Below are 18,380 nucleotides of genomic sequence, written 5' to 3'. Positions count from 1 at the left end.
CGGCGCTGGTGAAAGAAAAAACCCCGCGGTGCAAACCGCGGGGTTTTTGATTTGCGGCTTCGCTCTATCTGCGTTCCCCGGACGCTGCGCAGCACGAAGTGGTGCGCTGCAGATCCGGGGTCCACGTCGCGCGGCTGGGTCCCGGCTCAGCGCAGCAGAGTTACAGGCTGCACCGCGTCCGGGACACGGGACCTACTGCACGTCCATCTGCAGGCCTTCCTTCTGGATGATGCCGGCGAACTTCTTCGTCTCGGCGTCCACGAAGGCGGCGAACTGCTCCGGCGTGCCGTAGTCGGCGCGGGCGCCCATGGCGGCGATCTGCTTCTTGACGTCGTCGCGTTCCAGCATCGCCTTGACCTGGAGATTGAGCGCGCCCAGCACCTCGGGCGAAGCGCCCTTCGGCAGAAACACCGCGAACCACGAGGAGACGTCGAAGTTCGCCAGCTCCGGCGCGCTCTCGCGCATGGTCGGCAAGTCTTTCGCGAGGTCGCTGCGCTCGGGTGTGGTGACGCACAGACCGTTGAGCGTGCCGTTCTGCACCTGCGGCAGGCTCGGATAGAGGTTGTCGAACAGGATCTGGATGTCGCCGGCGAGCGCCGCCTGGAGCGCGGGGCCGGCGCCGCGGAACGGGATGTGCGTCATCTTCAGGCCGGTGAGCTGGAGGAACCAGGCGCCGGTGAGGTGAGGGCTTTGGCCGACGCCGGAAGAGGCGTAGCTGAGCTTGTCGGGATTGGCCTTCAGGAACGCGATCAGCTCGGGAATCGACTTGATGCCGGTCTTCGGATGCGCCGAGACGATGTTCGGAATCCGGATCATGTTCGAGACCGGCTGAAGCTGGTCCGGCTTGTAGCTGAGGTTCTTGAAGATGCTGTAGGCGATCGCGTTCGGGCCCGGATTGCCGACCAGGATGGTGTGGCCATCCGGCTTGGCGCGCACGGCTTCGGCGGTGCCGATCGTGCCGCCGCCGCCGGAGCGGTTCTCCACGACGGCCGACTGGCCCCAGGCAGTCTGCAGGTGCGCGGCCAAGAGCCGGCCCATCACGTCGGTCGATCCGCCGGCCGCGGCCGGCACGATGAGGCGAACGTTTTCAGTGGGCTTCCAGTCGGCAAGGCTCGATCGCGGCAGGATCGCTGCGGCCGAAAGTCCGGCAGCACCGGCGAGCACGCGACGGCGGGACAACAAAGTGTTCTGAAATTTCTTGGGCACGAATCCGCTCCTGCTTCTTGCTTTGCGGGAAGCGTAGGGAACAGCACGTGTGACCGCAAGTCGCGTGCGACGACAAGTGCCGCGCAGAGGGCGGCACGACGACGCAGGCGCGAGCCATTTACCTTCCGATGGAATTAAGCGGCTCTGAAGGCTCGTTCGACGCGCGTTCTCGACGCGAAGCGACAGGCCGCTTCGATCGAAACCTTCGACAGCCTCAGTTGAAGCTCAGCAGCTTGAACAGCGGGGTGAGGTAGCTCATCTCCTGACCCGAAGTCGGCGTGGTGCGGCTGATGAAGTCGAAGATCTTGCCGTCCTGGAGACCGTAATTCGCAAGCCGGCGCACGCGCCGGTTCTTGTCGAAATAGATCGCGATGACGCGCTGATCGACCACCTTCTGGTTCATGAACGCGACGGGGCGCTCCGAGCGCTGCGAGATGTAGTAGAACACTTCACCGTCGAGGGTCGCGACCGTCGAGGGCGTGCCCATCACGATCAGCACCTGATCCTGGCTCGCACCGATCGGAATCTGCTCGAGTGCGCCGGGCGGCAGGATGTAGCCCTTCTGGAACTGCTCGCCGGTGCACGCCGCAAGGGCCACGCCGACCACAGCGGTCGCCGCGAGCAGGCGCAAGCCGCGCCAGCATGCATGAAGGCCGCGCCGCATGTCCGCGCGCGGGCTGATTTCGTTCGTTGTCGTCATAGCGGAACTGATTCCGTCCCCTTGCGTCGCGCGAGGCGCTGAAGTACCGGGCTGGGCGTCTGAATGCAACTCGCGCGCGCCCGCTTGCGGAAACCACAATGCTTTGGCCGTTCAATCACTTCAGGAAACCCCGGCGAACCCCGCCAGGCACCATTGAAGCCATCTATGGCATGATCGTGACGCAGGCGCGAGAACCCATATTTTACCGGGACTTGGGCGTGCCCGATACGGTTAACGGGCGTTTCGACCTGTTGCTGCTGCATCTTTGGCTGCTGCTGCGCCGCCTGCGCGCGGTTAAGGGCGCCACGGAGCTGTCCCAGGCGCTGTTCGACCGCTTCTGCGAGGACATGGACGACAATCTGCGCGAGATGGGGGTGGGCGACCAGACCGTGCCGAAGCGGATGCGGGCCTTCGGCGAGGCCTTCTACGGCCGCGTCCAGGCCTATGACCAGGCGATGGAAGCCGGCGGCGAGGCGCTGGCATCGGCGATCTGCAAGAATATCTTGAATGGGACCGGCTTGGACCAGGCGAAGCGGCTCGCGGCCTATGCGAGGGCCAGTGAGGCCGATCTTGGTCGGACCGACGAGGCCGCGCTGCTGCGCGCGTCCTTCAAGTTTCCCCCGGCGCTGCCAGAGGATGTCACGCCATGAGCCGACCAGATACCGAGCGCGATCCCTGGCGGGCGCCCGTCATCGTTGCGCAGATCCCGGACGGCGGGCTGCATCGCGAGCTTGAGGCATCAGTGGCCGAGCGGCAGGCGATGGCGGAGCTCGCGGGCCTGCGCGAGATCCTGTCCGCACATGCCAGCTTCGATGTCATGCCGAAAAGCGGCGGGCGGGTGCAGGTCACGGGGCTCGTCCGCGGCCGGATCGGCCAGACCTGCGTCGTCACGCTCGATCCGATCGAGAGCGAGATCGAGGAGGAGGTGGACCTGATGTTCGCCCCCGAGGCCGAGGCGCGCCGCCTGGCCGATCTGATCGAGGAGGGGCAGGACGATGAGGCGCCGCCTGAGGTGGCCGACCCGCCCGAGCCGATCGCGGGCGGCATCATCGATCTCGGCCGCCTCGCCACCGACGTCCTGTTCCTGGCGATCGATCCCTATCCGCGCAAGGACGGGGCCGTGTTCGAGGCGGAGGTCACCGCTCCCGACCCCGAGGACCATCCCTTCGCCGTGCTAAAGGCATTGCAGGACAGGAAAAAGGACCGATAGGGCATTTTCCGCTCTGGCCGCCTTGCCAGGGGAACGAGCCATTTGCCTCAATGGTTTGAGACAGCTGTTTATCCTTCTGATTCCAATGCATTTCCTGCAAAATCCGCAGCCGGTGGCCGGATCACCCCGAATGCAAAAGGCTGGGGGCAAGAGGTTGTTTCGGGGGTACAAAACGCTATTGTCGCGCCCCGGTCCGGGTGCGGCGTGGCGCTTGGCCGGCCGCCATCTCGGCGGCGAACCCATTTTGCGGCCCCGCTGATCCAAGACCGCACCAGACCAGGTTTCCAGGACTTTCATGCCAAGCAAGGTTCGCATTGCGCTGGACGCCATGGGGGGCGATGTCGGCCCCGCCGTGGTCATTCCGGGCGCCGCCATCTCGCTTGGCCGGCATCGCGACACCGAGTTCCTGCTGGTCGGCGACCGCGCCCGGATCGAGCCCGAGCTCGACAAGCACCCGAAGCTGAAGGCCGCCTCCAGAATCGTCCATACCGACGTTGCCGTCAGCATGGAGGACAAGCCGAGCCAGGCGCTGCGGCGCGGCCGCAAGACCTCCTCAATGTGGCTCGCCATCGATGCGGTCAAGAAGGGCGAGGCGGATGTCGCGATCTCCGCCGGCAATACCGGCGCGCTGATGGCGATGGCCCGCTTCCACCTGCGCACCCTGCCGGGCATCGACCGCCCCGCGATCTCGGCGATCTGGCCGACCCTGCGCGGGGAGTCCGTCGTGCTCGACCTCGGCGCCACCCTCGGCGGCGATGCCCACCACCTGGTGTCGATGGCGGTGATGGGCGCGGCCAAGGCGAGCGTGCTGTTCAACAAGGCCCGACCCACGGTCGGGCTGCTCAATATCGGTGCCGAGGAGATCAAGGGCCACGAGGAGATCCGCGAGGCCAGCGAGATCCTGCGGGCGCGGAACCTGCCGGAACTCGACTATATCGGCTTCGTCGAGGGCGACGGGATCGGCAAGGGACTGGCCGACGTGATCGTCACCGAAGGCTTCAGCGGCAACATCGCCCTGAAGGCGGCCGAGGGAACCGCACGGCAGATGGCGGAATTGCTCCGGAACGAGATGCAGCGGAGCTGGCTTTCCAAGCTCGGCTATCTCTTCGCCCGCAGCGCCTTCCAGGCCCTGCGTAACAAGATGGACCCCAACAAGTCCAATGGCGGCGTGCTGCTGGGACTGAGGGGCGTGGTGGTCAAGAGCCACGGCGGAACCAACGCCGAAGGCTTTGCCTATGCGATCGATGTTGGCTATGAGATGGCTCACTACGATCTCCTGAACAAGATCAATCAGATGCTCAACCGCGAGGGTGGTGCACTCAAATCCGTGCAGCCCGCGCCGGAGGATGTTTCGTGACTCAGATTCGTTCGGTCGTGCTCGGCTGCGGCTCTTATCTGCCGGAGCAGGTGGTGACCAACGCCCAATTGGCGGCGCGCATCGACACCTCCGACGAGTGGATCGTGCAGCGCACCGGCATCCGCGAGCGGCACATCGCGGCCGAGGGCGAGTTCACCTCGCACCTCGCGATCAGGGCGGCGCAGGCGGCGCTCCGCGACGCCGGCGTTGACGCGCAGTCGATCGAGCTGATCGTGCTGGCGACCTCGACGCCCGACAACACGTTCCCTGCAACGGCCGTTGCCGTGCAGCACGGGCTTGGCATCAATCATGGCGCGGCGTTCGATCTCCAGGCGGTGTGCTCGGGCTTCGTGTTCGCGCTCGCCACCGCCGACAATTTCCTGCGCACCGGCGCCTACAAGCGCGCGCTGGTGATCGGCGCGGAGACCTTCTCGCGCATCCTCGACTGGAACGACCGCGGCACCTGCGTGCTGTTCGGCGACGGCGCCGGCGCCGTGGTGCTGGAGGCGCAGGAGCAGCCGGGCAACGCCGCGACCGACCGCGGCATCGTGACCACGCATCTGCGCTCCGACGGCCGCCACAAGGCAAAGCTGTTCGTCGACGGCGGGCCGTCCTCGACCCAGACCGTCGGCCATCTGCGCATGGAGGGCCGTGAGGTCTTCAAGCACGCGGTCGGCATGATCACCGACGTCATCGTCGACGCTTTCAAGGCGACCGGGCTCAATGCCGAGGGCATCGACTGGTTCGTGCCGCACCAGGCCAACAAGCGAATCATCGACGCCTCCGCGCACAAGCTGCACATCGCGCCCGAGAAAGTGGTGCTGACGGTGGACCGCCACGGCAACACCTCCGCGGCCTCGATCCCGCTGGCGCTCTCGGTGGCGCGCAGGGACGGCCGCATCAAGAAGGGCGACATGGTCCTTCTGGAGGCCATGGGCGGCGGCTTCACCTGGGGCTCCGCGCTGGTGCGCTGGTAAGCCACACCGATAAAATTTTGCCGGAATCACCGCCGATTATCGCTACGTCTGCATTGATGTGCGGTGTTGACCGCACTATCGTAAGCTCATAATTTCAGACGAGAATTGTTCGCCGTGAGGTGGGGCAGGGCGATGAGCGAGACCAGCAAAACCGTAACGCGTGTCGATCTGTGCGAAGCCGTCTACCAGAAGGTGGGCCTGTCGCGCACGGAATCGTCCGCCTTCGTGGAACTCGTGCTGAAGGAGATCACCGACTGCCTGGAGAAGGGCGAGACGGTGAAATTGTCCTCGTTCGGCTCCTTTATGGTGCGCAAGAAGGGTCAGCGCATCGGCCGCAACCCGAAGACCGGCACCGAGGTGCCGATCTCGCCGCGTCGCGTCATGGTGTTCAAGCCGTCGGCGATCCTGAAGCAGCGGATCAACGCCCAGCACCGCACCAACGGCGACGCCACCAAGGCTCAAGAAGAGGCGTAACCGCCTTTCGGAAAGGACTGGCATTTGGACAAGGCGCCGGATGCGTTCCGAACCATCAGCGAAGTAGCGCAGGAACTCGACATTCCGCAGCACGTGCTGCGCTTCTGGGAGACCCGCTTCTCCCAGATCAAGCCGATGAAGCGCAGCGGCGGCCGCCGCTATTACCGCCCCGACGACGTCGACCTGCTCAAGGGCATCCGCCGGCTGCTCTACGGGGAGGGCTACACCATCCGCGGGGTGCAGCGGATCCTGAAAGAGCACGGCGTCAAATCGGTGCAGGGCCTCGCCGACAGCGCGGCCGCGGTCTCGTTCGGCGCCATCGAGGACGCCATCGGCGCGAGCCTGATGGAGCCCGAGGACGAGGCCCCCATCAAGGGCGTCACCGACACCGACGATGACGACTACCAGGGCGATGAGGAGGAAGGCATCGACTTCCGCTTCAGCGAGATCGACGACGAGGAGATCCTCACCACCTTCCGCAAAGGCGGCGCCGCCGCGCCCGCCGGCCCCAGCGCGCTCGACCGGGAGCGGCTGGAGCGGGTGCTCGGCGACCTCGTCGCCTGCCGGGACATGCTGGATCAGGCCCTGAAGGACGGCTAGGTGTGGTCTTTCAGGAGGTTGTCCATTCGGCCCTGACCGGGAACTCTGAAGTCGCCAAACCACAGCGATTCGCGGAGAACCGAATGGACACCCACAAGAATGCTCCCCTGACACCGAAAGGTCGAGAGGCGATGGTTCGTGCCGTCGTGGATTTCGGCCTGTCCAAAGCAGCCGCGGCGCGCCAGTTCAATACGACGCCGAAAACGGTTGCCAAATGGGTCGGCCGTTTCCGCATGGAAGGCGTTGATGGCTTGCGCGACCGCTCGTCACGACCTCATTCACTGCCGAGCCAAACAGAGCCTGCCACATGCACCGCTGTTGAGGTCTTGCGGCGCCAGCGCCACACCGGCAAGCAGATCGCGGTCGAACTCAAGATATCGACGGCCACTGTGAGCCGCATTCTGCGTCGTTTGGGACTGAACCGGATACGCGACCTGGAGCCGGCCGAGCCGGTGCGCCGCTATGAGCGCGAAACGCCGGGCGAGATGATCCACATCGACATCAAAAAGCTCGGCCGCTTCGACAAGATCGGCCACCGCATCACCGGCGATCGCACCGGTCAGAGCAACAACCGAGGGGTCGGCTGGGAATTCGTCCACGTCTGCATTGACGATCACTCCCGCGTCGCCTTCTCCCAGATCTTGCCCGATGAAAAAGCCGAGAGCGCCGTAGCCTTCCTCAAAGCGGCCATTGATTATTACAAAGGCCTCGGCGTCACCGTCACCCGGGTCATGACCGATAACGGCAGTTGTTACAAAGCCTTCGACTTCCGCGACGCCTGCCAGGAGCTCGGCCTCAAGCACAAGCGAACCAGGCCTTATACGCCCAAAACCAATGGCAAGGCCGAACGCTTCATCCAGACCGCGCTCAGGGAGTGGGCCTATGCGCAAGCCTATCCCACCTCCGACCGCCGCGCCGAGGAGTTGCCCCGTTGGCTCCATCGATACAACTGGCATCGCCCCCACGGCGGGATAAGATCTCAAACGCCGATCAGCAGGCTCGGTCTAACCGAGGACAACCTCTTGAGGCTCCACAGCTAGGGCGATCCCGCCGGCTTTGTGGCCAGTTCCGGCCCGCTCGGGCGGATACAGCAAAATGCTGCGGCCTCGCCTTGCGCAAAGCGGCGATCCTAGCTAATGGAACGGCATTCGGAGCGTGGCGCAGCCCGGTTAGCGCACTAGTCTGGGAGACTAGGGGTCGGAGGTTCAAATCCTCTCGCTCCGACCAAATTCCTCAGTAAGATCAGGGGGCTCTTTGAGCGATCGGTTTGCAGCCGATCGCCCGTTTGCAGGCGGTTTGCAAATTTGTTCTCAGCGCGTTCTGAGGCTTGAGCTACAGCAAGGTCAGTCCGAGCCGTATCTGAAAAATTGATGGAAAGGCCCGGTGATTCGCGCATAAGGTGCATTGTTTGCCGGGGATCGCGTTGATGTATTTCGACGAATACAATTATGCTTACTATTACGCGTTAAAGAACCACTCTCGCGGGGCCGTCGTTAAGTCTCTGAACGAAAAGGTGAAACAGTTTGGGAACCGCTTGATGTGGGACCGGGTGACACTATCTTCGATCAATAGGGACGCAACGGACTACGCCCGAACTGAGTGGCCCAAGCACTACAATGATACCACTCACCACGGGTTCCCAATCAGTTGGGAGCGCCTTTATTTTAAGTTCCTCAACAAGCCTTCTTACTTCGATTTGGCGGTGTGGCAAGACGTTGAAGGAACTCGAGTTTTGCAGGGACTAGCGCTGGGAAAGCCCTCAAATGCTAAAACACACCTAGTTATTCATTGGGTGGAAAGGTCCTTTGCGCCAAACTACCTGAAAGGCGGGATTCTTTTGCCTATATTGGCTTGTGCTGAGGAGTATGCGAAACTGCTCGGTAGCGAACGAGTTCTGATAAAGGATGCAGTTGAGCCTGCGAAGTATGAACGGTATGGCTACAAACCATACAAACTAGCAAAGGTCAGAAGTTCGTATCTGGCTAAGGAGTTGTGACATGGCAGAAATGGAAAACAAGGCAAACTCGGTTGAGACGACCGATTTGTTGAATAAGGCTATCCATGATGCCATGGCGCGCATCAAGGAAGTGCCTCAGACTAAAAACCTGGTCGATAGCATTACCAAGGAACAATGGTTGGCTTGGGATGCATCCGATGAGAAAGCGCTTGTCGTGGATTCGGATGGTCTGGAAGAGCACGACGAACTAGACGACTCATTGCAAGCTGCGTGACCGGCAGTGCACTGTCTGCAAAGCCCGCCCACTGTGGCGGGCTTTGTTTTTGGGCGATGTTATGAAGATAGTAGCACGGCCGCGCGGCTGTCTCGGTAATCCTCAAGCTTCTGGATAGCGTTCGCCGCCAACACGCCGCGGCGAGCCAAATAGGCGTCAATAACACGCTGAGCCTTGTCCACGGTCCAAGTCAGCGCTTCGGCGATCTCAGGCGCCGTCGCGCCCGCTTCAGCCAACAGTGTCGCGGCCGTGCCCCGGTTGTCGTGAAAGTTCAGGTCACCAGCTCCAACGGCGTCCGAGTCTTCGCGCCAGTGATCGTTGAAGTAGCGCTTAGTGTAGGCCTTGCCGGTCGGCGTCAGCATTACCAGCGCGCCGACGCGGGGCAGGGCGTCGAGATGGGACTTCAGCTCGCGCGTGGCGGGGATCCAAAGCATCTTGCCGGTCTTGCTCGACCGGATTTGGACACGCTGCCCGTCGTAGCGGGTCCAAGCAAATTTGCGAACGTCGCCGGCGCGCATGGCCGTGTTTCGGACCAGGATCATGGCAGTCGCCATGGCGGGGCGGGCAGTTTTGATGAACTGCTGCTGTAGGTCCTCCGACCACGTTTTGTCGGCCCGGTCGCTCTTGTAGAGGCGGTGGAAGGTGGGAATAGGGTGGTGCTTGATGCGGCGCTGCTCTTTTGCGAACGAGAGAACGCGGCAAAGCGCCGACATGAGATTGTCGGCCGATCGACGAGAGGTCTTGCCAAGCTCTTGGTGCCACGCGAGGGCGTCTGCCGCGAACGCGTCGGCATCGTCTGCGTTGTTAAAGGTGTCTTCCGGAACAGTGCCCCACTGCTGCTCGATACGCTTGAGCTTCCAGGGATACTGCTTGCGCGACTCTTCGCTCAGCGCAGCATATGTGCTGGAGGTGTCGAACAGCCGAATGAGATCGGTGAGCGTCTTTTCGCTCTTCCGGCGGGTCCGCTTCTCTGCCTCAGCGTAGGTCTCAGCAAGCCGTTCCGGGTGCAGCCGGATGCCGGTAGCGCGGTGGTAGAGATAGATTTTGACCGTGCCATCTGCCTGACGCTTGGGAACGCGGTTGATACCCTTGAGCTTAAGCGGCTTGGGTCTTACGCGCATTCTCAGCCTTCCAACGCTGGTATGGGGTCATTTCGGGAGACGATTCTGTCACAAGGCCCGATGCCCGGTCTAGGGCCGAGTCAAGGGCTTTGAGGTCCCAGCGGTTGGTCCCGGGCATTGCTCTGGGGATAAGTCCCTTTTGAATCCAGCGGTCAAACGCGGACAGGGTGTTGCAGCCACAGTAATCGGCCGCCTCCTGCTTTGTTAGACACCGCTTTCGCACGTCCGCCGTTCCCATCACCGAGCTATGAGTTAGATATAGCGGGCGAACGTCGGGATGCGCCGTGTTTCGCAAGGCGGGCTTGACAAGCAGTATGCGTGTTGCTGGGACACACCAAGGCGAGCACGACGGGGCGCTATGGCGTGCTGCCTGAAGGCCCGCTGCGCGACCGCGTGACGATGATCGGGGTGATTAGATGCGGCTTAAGGTGATCACTTTAGCAGCCTATCGATCACCAGCTTGATGACTATTCCAATCACGACGCCGGTGAGCAGAATGTTTCGCCAGTAACCCGCTATCTTAATTCGATCCGCTGAACGGCCAATGTCAAACGTTAACCTCGGAAACACGTAGTCCTTGAGCCCGAAATAACCCGCCAGAAGAACGACGGCCGGAACAAGCACCCAACCAGTTATGGAGTTTTCCGTCACGGCCCCACCGAATAGCCAAGTCAAATAAGCCGACAGTGCCGCAATAATGACAACAGGCACGAAGAACGACAGCTGGAAGAAAAGGAACGATGACCTCGACGGAAGCAGCGCAGAATACCAATACTCGGCCCCTCGAAGGATCGTATCCAATTCCCGGCGAGCCACGATAGATCGATCGCGATCTCCGGCAATTGTGACCTGCACTACTCTCAACAACTGGTCGGACTCAAAGCTGATCGATATCGAGTGGACTAAGTCAGGTCCCAACCTGTTCCTACCATCGATTTTCAAGCGTTGGATTTTCTGCGCCTTGACGAACGTATCGTTGACTAGGGCATCCAAGTCCGTGTCTTTGACTTCGTGGTCATCGTCCAGGTAGATCGTAATGGTCGCTGGCCGCTCGATGAATTTCGTCACCAGGGAGACGATCGCCGTCAGCGTGTCTGGAGTGATATTGTAGGCGCGGTATTTTGTAAAAGAGCTTGAGTAATCAGGCATGGAATCGGCCCCCCCGCAATCTAAGCGCGAGGGCCAATCTTGGGCAATAGATTAGCCAGGCAATCAGACGAATCGGACGCGGTCAGCCAGCACGAAACCGCCCGTGCCGTCGTCGAGGTTCAGGATCAGCACCGAACCTAAGGTCGGATGCTCTCCCATGGAGACGAACATGTTTTTGGTGCCGATCGCCCGCAGGTTGGCTGCCTCACTTTCGATCTGCACAATGGTGTCGTCCTCGACTTTCTGAGGGACGGCGCCAAACTCTGTCACGCCGGGGTAGTCATCTTTAGTAATGGACATTCACTTCTCCTGTCACAGCCGGAATGATCCCCAGACGAAACCAGCTCGGCATTGTGCACCGAGCTGGAAACGACATGGAGAGTGAACGGCCCCGACTGGGAATGGCCCTCACTTGATAGGCTATAGCGGTGAGCACTTGCGCTGCGCGCACAAATTTTTAGGCGCTTGTTTCGCTGTTTTCCGGATACACATCAGCCGCGCACAGAGCCTCTTGCACCTGGGTCTCAATCCAGGCGCGCCGAGCGCGGGGATTTGCGAACGGACATTGCGTCGTCTGGTCCAGCTCGGTCAGCGTTTTCACAAGCGTGGTGTAACGGTCGTCGGCGATCAACATGGCATTCCCTTTTTTGAGCCCCACCAGAGCGGTGTGGTGCCATAAGACTCATATTCGCAAAATGACGTCAAGTAATTGCTTTTGTTGAATAAATTTCAAGTCAGCACTGACTTACAAAAAGCCGTGCCGTCCGGTCGCGGCTGTTGGCTAGTGCGGCCCCGTCAGTTGTGGCATCCTAGATCCATTATTTGGAGGGTTTTTCATGAAGCTCGTTGCACTCGCTCTGTCTTCAGCGGTTTGCGCCACTGCACTGATTTCCGTCCAAGCTCTGGCACAGGAACAGCAAAAGATAGGGCCACCGCCCCAGGAGCGACCCGGCCCCACAACGAGCTTGGACGTAGTCGAGCAGCCTGTCATCGCGGCGCCGGAAAATGGAAACATCATCCTGAAGTTCAGAAGCCCATCTCCAACTCAGGTCTATTTCAAGCGTCCTATCAAGGCCGTCCACATTGACGACAATATGCTAGTGACGGCAATCCCCAAAAGCGATCACATCATCGCCTTCACCGGCTTGTCGCCAGGGAGATCGAACGTGACCATCGAGTCAACAGATGGGACGAGGGACACTTATGCAACGGTGACCATCGTCCGCGAGCCGCACGACGTGAAGATCTATCAGTCAAGCCAGATCAACAGAGTAACCGGCGAGCGCCGCTCCGACAGTAGCTCGGCAATAGGCGGGTATGTCGTGCTCAGCTGCAATGAAATAGGATGCACTGAGAGGGAGCCTGAGCTTCAACCGAAGTTGCCGAGATAAATTCGACCCCGTCGGCGAGTATGGCCGGAAGTGTCTCAGATCAGGTTGGAAGTTTTCCATGACCGGAAGCATCCCATCTCCGGAGACTGGATTTCAAAGAGCCGGGCCTACGGCCCGGCGGGGGTTCGGGGGCGGCAGCCCCCGGGAGCGAAGCGACCGAGCGGAGCGAGGGAGACCGCGAGTTTCGCTGTCACGTTTCCTAAGAGGGCTTCGCCCTCGCTTTTCTAAACAACCAAACAACTAGCTACTTCTAGCAAGCGTGACACATCCGGAATTGAAAAACCCCTTATTTCGCAGGGTTTTTGAAAACAGGGTGGAACAGAACGCTTCAAATCTGTTCCACCCTGCCGGCAAATCTGTTCCATCCTGCCTCCGCAAGTGGTTGAATTCGCTTCTCTTTCTTTGTGAGTGTGACAGGCGAAATTCCGACGTTTTACCCTAAATGTTGTGCCAGGGGCCGCCCTCGGACTCCAGGTCGGCAACGATCTGCCGTGTCTGCCATGCCTTCTTTCGAGTGATGCAGAGGTGCCGGCCGAGATCAGCGTCGGACATGGCGCCGTGCTGCGCAATCAGCATCCGCGACAAGTAGCGAAAACCTGCGAGCTCCTTCACGCGGTCGCGCAACTGCTCGAGCAGCTTAGTGTGCGGGCCGCGCGGCTTGGCAGTGGCCTTGCGCAATGCGGCAGCAAGCTTCGCGACACTCGTTTCCTTGGGGCGCGCTCGGTGACGTGCTTGCCGGCTGCGATTTTTGGCGCGCTTCTTTTCCGCGCGATGACACTCGAACATCTCACGATAGTTCGGCGGCTTGGGCTGCTCGTCTGCATTTTTTTCTGCATCGCGAGCTTCGGATTCGCTATAACTAATCACGTCGAAACTTTCTGTCTGAGCAACGGCAAGAATTCGATCTCTGGAACCCTCGCCTCGCCGGGCGGGGGTTTCTTCTTTTTGATATAGCGGGTTGGGCCTTCGCGATGCGCCGGTTTATCGGCGGAGGACTCCGCCCGGCCGCGTGGCCGTCCGAAGCTCGGCAGCAATCATGCTTCTGATGTGGTGCTGCGCAGTCTGGGCAATGATCTCGCCCATACGCTGGTGGTCCTGGGGCGATTGTCCAGGCGAACCCTGGACTGTTACCGCAATCTGGGGCGCGATCACAGCCTGGGGGCCGATCATGGGCGCCGCCGGGCCGCCAGAGCCAACAAGCCCACCGTCGGCGAACCTGGGAATCCGATCGGCGTTGATCGCCTCCAGCACGGCGCGGTGCTTTGCCACAGCGGAGGCTCGCACCACGAATTCGCCATTGCTGAGCCGCGCCGGGATGCTGTCAGACGTTCCGCTTCCTGGTCCGGTGATGAATCCGCCGTCCGCCTTGGCCAGCGCGGGGGCGCCGACTAAGCCGCCCTCGCTGAAGCCGAACGCGCCGCTCATGGAGCGCATCAGCGGCTGAACGATCAGCATCTTGATCATGGCCTCTTCCAAGGCGCGGACAACGGCTCTGGACATGTCAGCAAAGCCCGCCGACACGCTCTTGGTGCCATCCAGGATGTCTGCAAGGCCGCCGGTAAGGCTGCTGCTCATGGTGCTGCCGATCGACCGCATGGCCTCGTTGGTCCGCATGGCCGAAGCTTCAACCGAGTTCAGGGCCGTCCCTACGTCCGGATAGAGCCCCCTAAGCTGTTCGGCGATCTGCACGTCCTGGGGATCGAGCAGCGAGGTCTGTCGGTCCCGCCGGATGGACTGGGCAACGGTCGCCTTTTCGATGGCCTCGGTGGCTTTGCCATAAGCCTCGGTGACTTCGTCGATCCGCTGGCGCTGCTCAGCCGTAACGACCCCTTCGCCCTTCCCAGCGGCGGCGTTCGCTTGGATTGCAATAGTTTCGAGCTGGGCGGACACCTTGGCGCGCTCGCGTGCGGCGGTAGACAGGTCGAGAGCCGCTGCCTCTGCCTGCAATGCGGCGGTGCGCTTCTCGATGCTATCAGCGGCGCTGGCGAGCTTGTCCACGTTGCTGCCGGTGCTGATCTTGGTCGGCGCCAGGCCGGTCCCTCGCGTCTGGCTGGGCGCGGGCGGGCCATACTGATCCTGCCCGGCCGTCAGTGCCGCGATCTCCTTTTGCAGGCGGTCGCGGTGCGCCTCAAGGTCCGCCGTTGTGCCTGCATAGACTTGTCCGATGCCGGGGATTGAGAGCGGCGGAAGGTTGACGCTGCCGAGCAACCCGCCCCCGGTCCCGTTCAAACGGGCGTTGACCTGGGCGAGCGCATCCCGCTTGGCGTCGAGGTCGGTGGCACTCGCCGGCATGCCGGGGATGCGGGGCAGCTTGTTCGATAGCTCCACCGCCTTGGCGATGTAGCCGATCACTTCGGCCCAGGCCGACTTGATGTCCATCATGACGCTGGCGAGATCATCCCAGGACGGCTTGAGCGCAGTCGAGAGGCGCTGATGGGCAAGTTTAAGCTGGTCGTCGACTTCCTTCGCGCGCTCAACCAAGGCGTTGCTGAAGATGCCGTCGGCGTTCGCACTGGTCTCTTTGATCGTCTGCAACATGCTCTCGGCGCTGGTCTTGCCCTGCCGCATGCGATCCACGATCTGGGCGCCGAACATGCGCTCGCCCAGGTCCAGGCTGGCGACATGCTGCCCGATCTGGTCGAGCTGGATCATGGCCGCGAGCACCGCCTTGATCTTATTCTCTTGGGTCTGAGCATCCCGGAAGAGAACCAGGCCTTGCAATTGCTGGCCGGCTGCCTTCGCAAGCGTCTCATTGTAGACGCGCAAGGCTTTTTCAACGGCTGTGATCTTTTCTTCACCGACGCTCCACTCGCCTATGTCGACCGGAGATATGTCCTTGGTAGCCTGGAAGGCGTGATCCAAGGCAGATTCCAGCTCGCCGGCCTCAACCTTGAGCTTGCGCGCTTCTGCGGAGAAAGCCTGAAGGAACGCTGGCGAGACGCCAAGGTTTTTGGCCTTATCGGCAATATCGACCATCTGTTGCATCTGCTCGCGGGCGCCGCTGATCGCGGCCGTCATGAGCTTATAGGCACCAACCGCTAGCGCGACCCTGCCGGCCAGATCAACGGCGCCGCGCGCCATCGTCGCAAAGATTGCGTCCTTCGCGAGGTCTTTATTCATGTCGAGGAACTGCTTCGCAATCTGGCGCGTAGCGTTGCCAGTGAGCGAGGTTGTTTGCCGCAGCTGTTCCTTCAGCTGGTCGAGGTTGAGCCTAACCGGGATCGTGAGACTAGCCATTGTCGGCACCCACAAACAGCGCGGACAGAACGGCGCTCGCGAGCATGACGTTCGGCCCAAGAGGCTTTCCGCGAACATGCGCATCAAGCAACGTCTCAACCTCGCGCTCGGGCATGCCGCCGCCAATCAGCCCCAGCTCGATCAGGCGCTCTACGTCCGCGGGGCTGTAGTTACTGGCCTCAAAGCGCGCCAAAGCGGCGGCAGGCGCCGGGCCGCGATAGCTCATGACGCGGCGAACCCAGGGATGCCCCAGATCAAAGGTATGGGTGCCGCCCGCCCATGTGATCTCGCGGCCGGTGGTGTCAATCATTTAGAACCTCGCTTACTGCTTCGTCGATCGCCTGCTGCATGTCGTCGCGCATGGCTTCATAGGTGTTGTAGAAGAACGGTCGGGCCGGCTGTCGGCTTGTCCCGAATTCAAAGGCGAGCGCGTAATCATATTCGACGCCGCTACCTTCCCGGACCTCCTTGGTCGTCATGTCGCCGCCGGCCTCAACGAAGTATTCCAGGTCATTGGCGCCGGCAGCGACGGTGCACGACGCTTCCAAGGCGCCGGTCTCTGGCGATTGCTCAAGTGATCGCAAAGCCGCGCGCTGAGCATCCGAAAGGCGGAATGCCTGCTCGCGCAGCACGTCCGATAGATGCTCAGTGATCTTGTCCGGCAGCGATTGAAGGTATGCGTCCAGATCCTCGTTATCGGCCATGCATCACCACGAAAGGAGTTCAACGGCGTTGGGCAGGTCATAGAGCGATCGATTGCTCTCGCCGGCTGCGGCGCGCGAAACTGCCATCCAAGTTGCCGCCGCGCCGTCAATGCGATCGGTCGACTTGCTCTTGTGAATGATCCGGTTGTCGTTCGCGTCTTTGTGGATGGCGACGTTGGCGAAATTCCACCGCAACACGGGATGGCCGGAATGTCTAAAGTTGCCGCTGATTATCGCGCGCTCCAGGACGTTCAGGGCCGGCGATTGCGTCACCCAGCCTTGGCGGATCGTCACGACCGGGTAGCCTTCGTCGACCAGTGGCGCCATGACGCCCTGAGCAAACGCCACGTCAAAGCCGATCTCTTGGACCTGGAAACGTTCCGCGAGCGACCGGATGTAATCCGCGACCGCGGCGTTATCGATGACGTTTCCGGGCGTGGCCGTAATGAAACTGTCTTTGGCCCAGGAGGCGTAGTTCACACCGTCCAGGTCGCCGCGCTTGCGGATATCGGCCTCAGGACAAAAGAAGTGCGGCAACACAGTGTAGGTGTCGCCGTCCCGGAAGCATGCGACGACGGCTGAAAGGTCGGTCGTCTTGCTCATGTCGACGCCAACCCAGCATGGCGCGCCGCGCAAGGCCTCATAGTCGACCGGTGCCGCACCCTTGTCATAGGTCGCCATGTCGACAAACGGGCTAGTCGAGTGATCGAGCCAGACATTGAGTTTGTATTGCAACAGGCTGTCGCGCTCGGTCAGACTATCTTTGGCCCGCGCGACATGCCGACGAAAGCCTGCGATCGAGGGATACCCGTGGGCGCTGCCGGGATTGACGCGGCGCCATGCGTCCTCGCTGGTATAGTCAACATCGGCCGGCGACTCGAACAGCACCGGCAGCCATGTGGGGTCGACGATCTCGCCCCGGGCGATCTTGCGGGCGCGCTCGATTACCTCATGAGCGACGCCGTCCTGCCCGCGACCGGCGGTCGTCGCGACGACAAGCAAGCTGTTGTCGATCTTGTCCAGGCCGTTGGTCAGAACTTTCCAAAGATCAGTTCCGCGCCAAACGTGCAGTTCGTCGGCGAGAACGAACGAAGGCGTGCGGCCCTCCTTAGACGGCGCGTCTGCAGAAATGACTTCCAGCTCGGTCCCCTCGCGGGGATACGCGATCTTTTTGGCGCTGTTGAAGGCGTCGTAGATCTTGGTGACCGGTGCTAGGTGCTTGGGGTCCGCCTGCACAATGCCGCGAGCTTCTTTGAACGCGATGCCAGCCTGACTGCGGTCGCTGGCGGCAAAGATCACTTCGCCGCCGGACATACGCTCCGGCCCGATGGTGTGGAGAAGGGCTAATGCGCTGGACAGAGACGTTTTCCTGTTCCCGCGTCCCACCAGGATGATCGCTGTAGATACGATGCGCGAGCCGTCTGCATTGCGGGGCCCATAGATCGCCCGCACAACTCGTTCCTGCCATGGGTCAAGCTGAAACTGCTTTCGAGGGAGCGTCGACTTGGGATGCTTTAGGCGCCGGAGGAACGTGACAGCGCGCTCGCCGCAACCGAGTGGGTCTGGAATGGGCGAGTTGTCGTAAATCCAGTGCGGATAGGTATCCTTAGAGGGCGAGCGGGTTTTCATCGTCGCCTTCGTTGTCATTGTCGCGCACGGCTGGCCGCGAGCGGGACACGGGGGTCAAGCCAAGTTCGGCCGCGAGCTGACGCGCCGTCACCATGCTCTTATCCTGGGCGCGGAGGAGCTTCAGATCGATCTCGGTTCGCAAGAGCGTCTCCAACTGCCGAACCCTGCCCATGGCAACGCAATAACTCTCCAATGAGCCCAGGTCTGCCACGGTGAGAATGCGGCGCCTCGCAAGCTCCGGCATCACACGGCGCCATTCGGCTTTGGCGTGCTTGCTGAGCCAAGTCGGTGCTTTGGTCGTGGCGTCTAGCGCGTTCACGTCAGGGGCAAGCTGTGGTTTTCGGCCTTTCATGCCGCAACTCTCTCGACAATTGCGGACGAAGTTTGCAACCTT

Annotated in this window: 22 protein-coding genes and 1 tRNA gene; 11 read left to right on the top strand and 12 right to left on the bottom strand. The window is 61.5% G+C overall.

The window, feature by feature from the left end; genetic code table 11:
- Nucleotides 1-192 precede the first annotated feature (192 nt).
- A complete protein-coding gene (locus N2604_RS25215; protein WP_260370858.1) occupies nucleotides 193-1,206 on the bottom strand; it encodes a tripartite tricarboxylate transporter substrate binding protein in 1,014 nt (337 codons plus the stop codon).
- A 214-nt stretch (nucleotides 1,207-1,420) separates the two neighbouring features.
- Nucleotides 1,421-1,906 (bottom strand): outer membrane protein assembly factor BamE, encoded by a 486-nt coding sequence (locus tag N2604_RS25210; RefSeq protein ID WP_260370857.1) that lies wholly within the window; start codon nucleotides 1,904-1,906, stop codon nucleotides 1,421-1,423.
- A gap of 98 nt (nucleotides 1,907-2,004) precedes the next feature.
- On the opposite strand from N2604_RS25210, the gene N2604_RS25205 reads away from it, so the two are divergent.
- From N2604_RS25205 to N2604_RS25160, 10 genes are all read left to right on the top strand, one after another.
- On the top strand, nucleotides 2,005-2,556 hold the full coding sequence (locus tag N2604_RS25205) for a ubiquinol-cytochrome C chaperone family protein (protein WP_260370856.1): 552 nt from the start codon (nucleotides 2,005-2,007) through the stop codon (nucleotides 2,554-2,556).
- Nucleotides 2,553-3,116 carry a DUF177 domain-containing protein gene (locus tag N2604_RS25200; RefSeq protein WP_260370855.1) on the top strand — a complete coding sequence of 188 codons (564 nt, stop codon included), beginning with the start codon at nucleotides 2,553-2,555 and terminating at the stop codon, nucleotides 3,114-3,116. Before N2604_RS25205 ends, N2604_RS25200 begins: the two co-directional genes overlap by 4 nt.
- 295 nt (nucleotides 3,117-3,411) lie before the next feature.
- Complete coding sequence (gene plsX, locus N2604_RS25195; protein ID WP_260370854.1) at nucleotides 3,412-4,473, top strand: phosphate acyltransferase PlsX; 1,062 nt, start codon at nucleotides 3,412-3,414, stop codon at nucleotides 4,471-4,473.
- Entirely contained in the window at nucleotides 4,470-5,450 is a 981-nt protein-coding gene (locus N2604_RS25190; protein WP_260370853.1) for a beta-ketoacyl-ACP synthase III, read from the top strand. Before plsX ends, N2604_RS25190 begins: the two co-directional genes overlap by 4 nt.
- Nucleotides 5,451-5,582: 132 nt before the next feature.
- Complete coding sequence (locus tag N2604_RS25185; RefSeq protein WP_025036680.1) at nucleotides 5,583-5,924, top strand: integration host factor subunit alpha; 342 nt, start codon at nucleotides 5,583-5,585, stop codon at nucleotides 5,922-5,924.
- A gap of 24 nt (nucleotides 5,925-5,948) precedes the next feature.
- On the top strand, nucleotides 5,949-6,524 hold the full coding sequence (locus N2604_RS25180; protein WP_260370852.1) for a MerR family transcriptional regulator: 576 nt from the start codon (nucleotides 5,949-5,951) through the stop codon (nucleotides 6,522-6,524).
- A gap of 83 nt (nucleotides 6,525-6,607) precedes the next feature.
- On the top strand, nucleotides 6,608-7,564 hold the full coding sequence (locus N2604_RS25175; protein ID WP_260370851.1) for an IS481 family transposase: 957 nt from the start codon (nucleotides 6,608-6,610) through the stop codon (nucleotides 7,562-7,564).
- A 109-nt stretch (nucleotides 7,565-7,673) separates the two neighbouring features.
- Nucleotides 7,674-7,751, top strand: a tRNA-Pro gene (locus tag N2604_RS25170).
- A gap of 199 nt (nucleotides 7,752-7,950) precedes the next feature.
- Entirely contained in the window at nucleotides 7,951-8,520 is a 570-nt protein-coding gene (locus tag N2604_RS25165; RefSeq protein ID WP_260370850.1) for a hypothetical protein, read from the top strand.
- Between the two features lies 1 nt (nucleotide 8,521).
- Nucleotides 8,522-8,755: a hypothetical protein gene (locus N2604_RS25160; RefSeq protein ID WP_260370849.1), complete on the top strand. Its 234-nt coding sequence runs from the start codon at nucleotides 8,522-8,524 to the stop codon at nucleotides 8,753-8,755.
- A gap of 59 nt (nucleotides 8,756-8,814) precedes the next feature.
- Here the strand turns inward: N2604_RS25160 and N2604_RS25155 are convergent, their stop codons facing one another.
- From N2604_RS25155 to N2604_RS25140, 4 genes are all read right to left on the bottom strand, one after another.
- On the bottom strand, nucleotides 8,815-9,876 hold the full coding sequence (locus N2604_RS25155) for a tyrosine-type recombinase/integrase (protein WP_260370848.1): 1,062 nt from the start codon (nucleotides 9,874-9,876) through the stop codon (nucleotides 8,815-8,817).
- A gap of 432 nt (nucleotides 9,877-10,308) precedes the next feature.
- Complete coding sequence (locus N2604_RS25150) at nucleotides 10,309-11,025, bottom strand: hypothetical protein (RefSeq protein WP_260370847.1); 717 nt, start codon at nucleotides 11,023-11,025, stop codon at nucleotides 10,309-10,311.
- A 63-nt stretch (nucleotides 11,026-11,088) separates the two neighbouring features.
- Complete coding sequence (locus N2604_RS25145; protein WP_260370846.1) at nucleotides 11,089-11,325, bottom strand: hypothetical protein; 237 nt, start codon at nucleotides 11,323-11,325, stop codon at nucleotides 11,089-11,091.
- Between the two features lie 157 nt (nucleotides 11,326-11,482).
- The gene (locus N2604_RS25140; protein ID WP_260370845.1) at nucleotides 11,483-11,659 is read right to left on the bottom strand and encodes a hypothetical protein; all 177 of its coding nucleotides are present in this window, start codon (nucleotides 11,657-11,659) and stop codon (nucleotides 11,483-11,485) included.
- A gap of 202 nt (nucleotides 11,660-11,861) precedes the next feature.
- On the opposite strand from N2604_RS25140, the gene N2604_RS25135 reads away from it, so the two are divergent.
- Nucleotides 11,862-12,416 (top strand): hypothetical protein, encoded by a 555-nt coding sequence (locus N2604_RS25135; RefSeq protein ID WP_260370844.1) that lies wholly within the window; start codon nucleotides 11,862-11,864, stop codon nucleotides 12,414-12,416.
- Nucleotides 12,417-12,854: 438 nt separating this feature from the next.
- On the opposite strand, the gene N2604_RS25130 is transcribed toward N2604_RS25135, so the two are convergent.
- The 6 genes from N2604_RS25130 to N2604_RS25105 all read right to left on the bottom strand — a co-directional run bounded on the left by N2604_RS25130 (nucleotide 12,855) and on the right by N2604_RS25105 (nucleotide 18,338).
- Complete coding sequence (locus N2604_RS25130; RefSeq protein ID WP_260370843.1) at nucleotides 12,855-13,283, bottom strand: hypothetical protein; 429 nt, start codon at nucleotides 13,281-13,283, stop codon at nucleotides 12,855-12,857.
- Between the two features lie 114 nt (nucleotides 13,284-13,397).
- Complete coding sequence (locus tag N2604_RS25125) at nucleotides 13,398-15,653, bottom strand: hypothetical protein (protein ID WP_260370841.1); 2,256 nt, start codon at nucleotides 15,651-15,653, stop codon at nucleotides 13,398-13,400.
- A complete protein-coding gene (locus N2604_RS25120; protein WP_260370840.1) occupies nucleotides 15,646-15,963 on the bottom strand; it encodes a gene transfer agent family protein in 318 nt (105 codons plus the stop codon). The genes N2604_RS25125 and N2604_RS25120 overlap by 8 nt, the downstream gene beginning before the upstream one ends.
- On the bottom strand, nucleotides 15,956-16,357 hold the full coding sequence (locus N2604_RS25115) for a hypothetical protein (protein ID WP_260370839.1): 402 nt from the start codon (nucleotides 16,355-16,357) through the stop codon (nucleotides 15,956-15,958). The genes N2604_RS25120 and N2604_RS25115 overlap by 8 nt, the downstream gene beginning before the upstream one ends.
- Before the next feature lie 3 nt (nucleotides 16,358-16,360).
- The gene (locus N2604_RS25110; RefSeq protein WP_260370838.1) at nucleotides 16,361-17,986 is read right to left on the bottom strand and encodes a terminase large subunit; all 1,626 of its coding nucleotides are present in this window, start codon (nucleotides 17,984-17,986) and stop codon (nucleotides 16,361-16,363) included.
- The gene (locus N2604_RS25105) at nucleotides 17,964-18,338 is read right to left on the bottom strand and encodes a phage terminase small subunit P27 family (RefSeq protein ID WP_260370837.1); all 375 of its coding nucleotides are present in this window, start codon (nucleotides 18,336-18,338) and stop codon (nucleotides 17,964-17,966) included. The genes N2604_RS25110 and N2604_RS25105 overlap by 23 nt, the downstream gene beginning before the upstream one ends.
- Between the last annotated feature and the right edge of the window lie 42 nt (nucleotides 18,339-18,380).

Source organism: Bradyrhizobium sp. CB1015 (assembly GCF_025200925.1).
Lineage (GTDB): Bacteria > Pseudomonadota > Alphaproteobacteria > Rhizobiales > Xanthobacteraceae > Bradyrhizobium.
The sequence above is the reverse complement of the archived record's forward strand: the minus strand, read 5'-3'. Positions and strand labels throughout refer to the sequence as shown.

Excerpts from the sequence above, each read along its gene's own strand:
- plsX (WP_260370854.1), top strand. The coding sequence starts at position 3,412 with ATGCCAAGCAAGGTTCGCATTGCGCTGGACGCCATGGGGGGCGATGTC.
- N2604_RS25125 (WP_260370841.1), bottom strand. The coding sequence starts at position 15,653 with ATGGCTAGTCTCACGATCCCGGTTAGGCTCAACCTCGACCAGCTGAAG.
- N2604_RS25155 (WP_260370848.1), bottom strand. The coding sequence starts at position 9,876 with ATGCGCGTAAGACCCAAGCCGCTTAAGCTCAAGGGTATCAACCGCGTT.
- N2604_RS25150 (WP_260370847.1), bottom strand. The coding sequence starts at position 11,025 with ATGCCTGATTACTCAAGCTCTTTTACAAAATACCGCGCCTACAATATC.
- N2604_RS25115 (WP_260370839.1), bottom strand. The coding sequence starts at position 16,357 with ATGGCCGATAACGAGGATCTGGACGCATACCTTCAATCGCTGCCGGAC.
- N2604_RS25140 (WP_260370845.1), bottom strand. The coding sequence starts at position 11,659 with ATGTTGATCGCCGACGACCGTTACACCACGCTTGTGAAAACGCTGACC.
- N2604_RS25135 (WP_260370844.1), top strand. The coding sequence starts at position 11,862 with ATGAAGCTCGTTGCACTCGCTCTGTCTTCAGCGGTTTGCGCCACTGCA.
- N2604_RS25160 (WP_260370849.1), top strand. The coding sequence starts at position 8,522 with ATGGCAGAAATGGAAAACAAGGCAAACTCGGTTGAGACGACCGATTTG.
- N2604_RS25165 (WP_260370850.1), top strand. The coding sequence starts at position 7,951 with ATGTATTTCGACGAATACAATTATGCTTACTATTACGCGTTAAAGAAC.
- N2604_RS25175 (WP_260370851.1), top strand. The coding sequence starts at position 6,608 with ATGGACACCCACAAGAATGCTCCCCTGACACCGAAAGGTCGAGAGGCG.
- N2604_RS25205 (WP_260370856.1), top strand. The coding sequence starts at position 2,005 with ATGCTTTGGCCGTTCAATCACTTCAGGAAACCCCGGCGAACCCCGCCA.
- N2604_RS25185 (WP_025036680.1), top strand. The coding sequence starts at position 5,583 with ATGAGCGAGACCAGCAAAACCGTAACGCGTGTCGATCTGTGCGAAGCC.
- N2604_RS25120 (WP_260370840.1), bottom strand. The coding sequence starts at position 15,963 with ATGATTGACACCACCGGCCGCGAGATCACATGGGCGGGCGGCACCCAT.
- N2604_RS25145 (WP_260370846.1), bottom strand. The coding sequence starts at position 11,325 with ATGTCCATTACTAAAGATGACTACCCCGGCGTGACAGAGTTTGGCGCC.
- N2604_RS25200 (WP_260370855.1), top strand. The coding sequence starts at position 2,553 with ATGAGCCGACCAGATACCGAGCGCGATCCCTGGCGGGCGCCCGTCATC.
- N2604_RS25110 (WP_260370838.1), bottom strand. The coding sequence starts at position 17,986 with ATGAAAACCCGCTCGCCCTCTAAGGATACCTATCCGCACTGGATTTAC.
- N2604_RS25105 (WP_260370837.1), bottom strand. The coding sequence starts at position 18,338 with ATGAAAGGCCGAAAACCACAGCTTGCCCCTGACGTGAACGCGCTAGAC.
- N2604_RS25210 (WP_260370857.1), bottom strand. The coding sequence starts at position 1,906 with ATGACGACAACGAACGAAATCAGCCCGCGCGCGGACATGCGGCGCGGC.